Source organism: Streptomyces sp., from assembly GCF_031178505.1.
Taxonomy (GTDB): domain Bacteria; phylum Actinomycetota; class Actinomycetes; order Streptomycetales; family Streptomycetaceae; genus Streptomyces; species Streptomyces gulbargensis.
Genome location: NZ_JAPSIW010000490.1, coordinates 1 through 5,423, shown reverse-complemented (window position 1 = coordinate 5,423; position 5,423 = coordinate 1). Strand labels below are relative to the sequence as shown.

The 5,423-nt window shown below is 74.3% G+C and carries 6 protein-coding genes; all 6 read left to right on the top strand.

The window, feature by feature from the left end:
- The coding region (locus tag RIF68_RS26065; RefSeq protein WP_309053739.1) for a SpoIIE family protein phosphatase at positions 1-830 on the top strand (830 nt) is incomplete at its 5' end.
- Between the two features lie 90 nt (positions 831-920).
- Positions 921-1,418, top strand: coding sequence for a DUF2975 domain-containing protein (locus RIF68_RS26060; protein WP_309053738.1), 498 nt, complete (start codon positions 921-923; stop codon positions 1,416-1,418).
- Positions 1,418-1,708, top strand: a complete 291-nt coding sequence (locus tag RIF68_RS26055; RefSeq protein ID WP_309053737.1) for a helix-turn-helix transcriptional regulator — start codon at positions 1,418-1,420, stop codon at positions 1,706-1,708. Before RIF68_RS26060 ends, RIF68_RS26055 begins: the two co-directional genes overlap by 1 nt.
- A gap of 151 nt (positions 1,709-1,859) precedes the next feature.
- Positions 1,860-3,581 carry a PP2C family protein-serine/threonine phosphatase gene (locus RIF68_RS26050; protein ID WP_309053736.1) on the top strand — a complete coding sequence of 574 codons (1,722 nt, stop codon included), beginning with the start codon at positions 1,860-1,862 and terminating at the stop codon, positions 3,579-3,581.
- Between the two features lie 212 nt (positions 3,582-3,793).
- Positions 3,794-4,966 (top strand): aromatic acid exporter family protein, encoded by a 1,173-nt coding sequence (locus tag RIF68_RS26045; RefSeq protein ID WP_309053735.1) that lies wholly within the window; start codon positions 3,794-3,796, stop codon positions 4,964-4,966.
- A gap of 108 nt (positions 4,967-5,074) precedes the next feature.
- The coding region (locus tag RIF68_RS26040) for an amidase family protein (RefSeq protein WP_309053734.1) at positions 5,075-5,423 on the top strand (349 nt) is incomplete at its 3' end.

Genomic DNA, 5,423 nt, shown 5'->3' with positions numbered 1-5,423 from the left:
TGATCCTCTCCTACGAGCAGCCGCGGCCCTTCCCGCCCGCCGAACGGGCCCTGCTCACCTCCCTGGCCGGACTCATCGCCCAGGCGGTGGCCCGCGCGCGCCTCTACGACGCCAAGCAGTCCCTCGCTCACAGTCTCCAGACCGGCCTGCTGCCCCACAGCCTGCACCCGCCCCCGGGGGTGAAGGTCGCCGCCCGCTACCTGCCCGCCGGCCACGGCATGGAGGTCGGCGGGGACTTCTACGACCTCGTCCGCGCCACCCCCACCACCGCCATCGCGGTCATCGGGGACGTCCAGGGCCACAACACGGCCGCCGCCGCCCTGATGGGGCAGGTCCGCACCGCCGTCCACGCCCACGCCACGGCGGGCGCCTCACCCGGCGACATCCTCGCCCGCACCAACCGGCTGCTCACGGACCTCGACACCGACCGGTTCACCAGCTGCCTCATCGTCGAGCTCGATCTGGCCCACGGCCGCCTCCGGCTGGCCACCGCGGGCCACCCGCCGCCGCTCCTGCGCGGCCCGGACGGCGGCGCTCGCGTCCTCGACGTCGAGCCCGGGCTCGTCCTCGGGATCGCCCCGGACGTCACGTACCGCACCACGGAGGTGCCCTGGGAGCCCGGCTCCGTGCTCGCCCTCTACACCGACGGCCTCGTCGAGGCCCCCGGCACCGACCTCGGTGCGGCCATGACGGACCTGGCGGACCGGCTGGCCCGGTCACGCTTCGCGGGCGACCCCGACCGGCTGGCCGACGAGCTGATCCGCCACGTGGAGGACGCCACGCACCGGGCCGACGACGTGGCGCTGCTGCTCGTGCACCGCGCCGACTGAGACGCCTGCACGCACCACCGGGGCCACGCCCTTGCCATATCTATCGAAAATCGATAGATTCACATCGCTTCTCGATGGAAAGGTGTCTCGATGGGAAAGTTGGCCGTGCTCGCGCTGCGGGCCGTGCTCGCGGTGCTGTTCACCGGATCGGTCTTCGTGGAGGTGGTGATGGTGCCGCTGCTCGCCTCCGACCTGAACGGGCTGAACGCGACGTACGCCTACCTGCGGACCCCGCTGCTCGTGATCGTCGTCCTGGGCGTCGTGACCGCCCAGGTCGTCCTGGTCTGCGTCTGGCGGCTGGTCACGATGGTCCGGCGCGGGACGGTGTTCTCGCACGGTGCCTTCCGGTACGTGGACGTCATCACCGGCGCCTTCGCCGCGGGCGCCGCCGTGGTCTTCGCCCTCGCGGTCCTGCTCGCGCCCGGCGAGGCGGTGGCGCCCGGGGTCGTCCTGCTGATCTGCGGGGCGAGCCTCGCGGTGCTCGGCGTCGCCCTGATCGTCCTCGTCCTGCGCGTGCTGCTCGCCCAGGCCGTCGCCCGGGACATCGAGGCCGCCCGCATGCGGGACGAGCTGGCCGAGGTGATCTGATGCCGATCGTCGTGGAGATCGACGTGATGCTCGCCCGCCGCAAGATGTCCGTCGGCGAACTCGCGGAACGCGTCGGCATCACCCCCGCCAACCTCGCCGTCCTCAAGAACGGCCGCGCCAAGGCGGTGCGCTTCACCACCCTCGCCGCGCTCTGCCAGGTCCTCGACTGCCAGCCGGGCGACCTCCTGCGCTGGGAGCCGGACGGCCCCGCGCCCGCCGGCGAGGGCTCCGTGACCGGGGCGGAGGGCTCCACGGCCGCGGCCGTACCGGCGGCGAGCGGACCGGCCTGAGCCGTACGGGTGAGCCGGCGGTCCTCCGCCCCGCCGGCGCCGTCCCGCCGCGCATGATCCCCCGGCGCGTGGGCAGCGGCGCACATGGCAGCAGGCCGCGCACGCCGCCGGGAGCGCGGCGCCCGCCGCGTGTGCCGCCAGGGAGGCGATCATGAGTTTTCCGCTGCCCGACAGCGTCGAGGAACTGAAGGACCTCATCGGACGGGAGGTCGCCTCCCTGCGCGCCTCGGTCCGACGCGCGGCGGAACAGCCCCCTCTCCCGCCACCGGGGGACGAGCTCACCTCACCGGTCCAGATGTTGGCCGTCCCGGCCGCCACGCCCTCCCGTGACGGCCGGCCCGCCTGCCTGTGCAGCACCCACGACAAGGGAGCCTCCGGTACGTGCTCCGCGCTCAGCGCGATCCCCGCCTCCGCCGTCCTCCTGGAACCGGTCTACGACGAGGCGACCCGGGGGGTCCGCGACTTCCTGATCGTCGCGGGAAACCGGGTCCGCTCCGCCGACTGGCTGGAGGCCCCCGACCGGCAGGTCGGACAGCGCTTCCTCGAAGCGCGTCCGGGCGCCGCGAACAGCGGACTGCTGCAGGCGCTCGCCGACCTCGTCGCACGCGGCGGATCACTGGAGGGCCGGGTCGTCGACTACACCGAGCAACGCCTCGGCCGCCTGCACCGCGCACCGCTCCTCCACTCGGCCGCGCTCTGCGGGGAACAGGTGCTGCTCACCTGGCGCCCCGTCCAGAGCCAGACCGAACTCCTCACCATCGACGCCCAGTACCTCGCCTCCATGGGATGGGGACACTGGGACCTGCTCTCCGGCAAGGTGACCTGGTCCGAAGGGCTCTGCCGGATCTTCCACGCCGACGTCCGCATGCCCTGGTCCCTCGAACAGCTCTGCGACGCCCTGCTGCCGGACGACCTGACCGCCCTCGCCGAGTTCCTCACCTCCGTCCTCGCCGGGGAGGAACCCGCCTGGACCCGCATCCGGTTCGTCGTCCTCGGGGAGGTACGGACCCTCGACCTCCTGGGCCGTCCCGTCACCGGCACCGACGGCAGGCCCTGGGCCGTGAACCTGGTCGCCCGCGACCTCACCCCCCAGATCCGCAGCCGCCGGCGCCTCGCCGAGACCGAGCGCGAGTCGGACCGCCTGCGGCGCCAGACCCAGGCCGAACGCCGGGTCGCCGGCGCCCTGCGGGAGGCCCTGCTGCCCACGCACTCCCAGGCGCTGGCCGCCGTCGGTCTCACCGTGGCCGCCTCCTACCGCCCCGCCGAGGCCGACGCGGCCGTCGGCGGCGACTGGTACAAGTGCCGGCTCCTGCCCGACGGCCGGGTCCTCGTCGCCATCGGCGACGCCGCCGGACACGGCCTCGACGCGGTGGCCCGCATGTCCCAGCAGCGCCACGCCCTCGCCGGCCTCGCCCAGACCGGCGCCTCCGCCGGGGAGATCACCACCTGGCTCAACGAACTGATCTGCAGCGAGCCCACCGGCCAGACCGCCACCGTCATCGCCGGCCACATCGACGACTCCCGCACCCTCCACTGGGCGGACGCCGGACACCCCGCGCCCCTGCTGCTCCGCGACGGCCGGGCCCGGCCGCTCCACACCGGCCGGCGCGGGCCGCTCCTCGGCGCCCTCCCCGGCTACGCGTACGAGACGACCTCCACCCCCCTCCGGTCCGGCGACGTCCTCCTGCTCTTCACCGACGGCATGGTGGAACGCCGGGACGAGGACATCAACAAGGGCATCGAGCGCCTCGCCGAGACGATGACGCGCGCCGCCGGCAGCGACCCGCAGGAGCTCATCGACACCATCCTCGCCGGCCCCGACCAGGCCGGACACGAGGACGACGCCTGCATGCTCGTCATCCGCGTCGAGTGACCCCCGCGTCCCGCCGGCCGCACGCGCGCCGACCACCCCCGGGTCATGAGCCGGTCGTTCAGGGGTAGGCGCGCAGTCCGCGCGGTGCGCCGGGAGCCCCGGCGCCCGCGCGGGTGGCAGGCTCGGAGCGACGGGACACCGTGATCGGAACGAGGGAGCACGTGACGCAGCGCAGCAGTCGGAGCGCCCGGTACGACGATCTCGTGAGGAGGATGCGACGGGACCCGTTCGCGGTCCAGACGCTACGGTCCACGGCGGCGGCGACCCTCTCGTACGTCGCCGCGCTCTGGCTCAGCAGCGAACCGGCGCCCCTGACCGCGCCCCTGACGGCCCTGCTCGTCGTCCAGGTCACCCTCTACTCGACCCTCACCACCAGCCTGCGCCGGGTCAACTCGGTCGTCGTCGGCGTGCTCATCGCCATCGCCTTCAGCGTGCTGGTCGGCCTCTCCTGGTGGAGCCTGGCCCTGGTCATCCTGGCCTCGCTCGTCGTGGGCCGGTTCGTGAAGGTCGAGGAGTTCATCCCCGAGGTCGCGATCAGCGCCATGCTCGTGCTCGGCGTCACCCAGGTCGCGCACACCGCCTGGGACCGGGTCCTGGAGACCCTCATCGGCGCCGTCGTCGGCATGCTGTTCAACCTCCTGCTCGCGCCTCCCGTCTGGGTGGACACCGCGGGCGCCTCCATCGAGGACATGGCCCGCCGCATGCGGCAGCTGCTGCTCGACGTGTCGGAGGAACTGACCGGCGCGCCGCCCGTGGAGCAGGCCGCCGCCCGTCTGCACGAGGCCCGGCGGCTGGACAACGACGTGGCCGACGTGGACGCCGCGCTGCGCACCGCCGAGGACAGCCTGCGGCTCAACCCCCGCGTCAAGGAGGGCCTGCTGCACCGCATCGTGCTGCGCACCGGCCTCGACACCCTGGAGATCTGCGCGGTCGTCCTGCGCGTGCTCACCCGCACCCTGACCGACCTGGCCAAGGAGCGCGACGGCCACGACCTGCTGCCCCGCGACACCGCCCTCGCCGTGCGCGAAACCCTCCAGTACACCGCCGACACCCTCGTCAGCTTCGCCGTCCTCGTCACCGCGCGGGGCAGCGAGGACGCCGAGGCGGCGGAGAGCCGTCTCGCGGGCGAGCTCCGCGCCGCCCGCGCCTGCCGTGAGCGCGCCGCCCCCCTCCTGCTCGCCCTCGCCCTGCGCGAACCCGGGCACTGGCAGCTCTACGGGGCCATACTCACCGAGATCGACCGCGTCCTCGACGAACTGGACCCGGAGCACCGGGGCATGCGCCTCATGGAGGAACTCGACCGGCACACCCGCGAACGCGCCGAGCGACGCCGGCGCCGTCGCCGGCTGCCGCTGCGCCCCGCTCGCGTCCCCGCGGAGAGCTGAGCGGCGCGCCGCTCGGCCTCTCGGCGCGAACGGGCCGCCGGCCCTCGCGCGTTACCCGCCGGTAGGGAATGATGGGGCACCATCCACACGGCGGAGGGCGGGGAAGCGGTGACGGTTTTCGGGGAACGGGCCACGGTGCACGCCTTCCGGGACGACGCCCTGGGGGAGCACGACGCCGTCGGGCTCGCCGAGGCCCTGCGGCGGGGTGAGGTCGGCGCCGCCGAGGTCGCCCGGGACGCCGCCGAGCGCGTACGGGCGGTCGAGGAGCGGCTCCACGCCGTCCACACCTTCCTCGACGCGCCGGCCGCCGCCACCGGGACGGGCGGCCCCCTCGCCGGAGTCCCCACGTTCGTCAAGGACAACACCGACTACCGGGGGCTGGCCACCGGACACGGCAGCGCCGCCTTCACCCCGAGGCCGGCGCGGCGGCACGCCCCCTTCACCCGGCAGCTCCTCG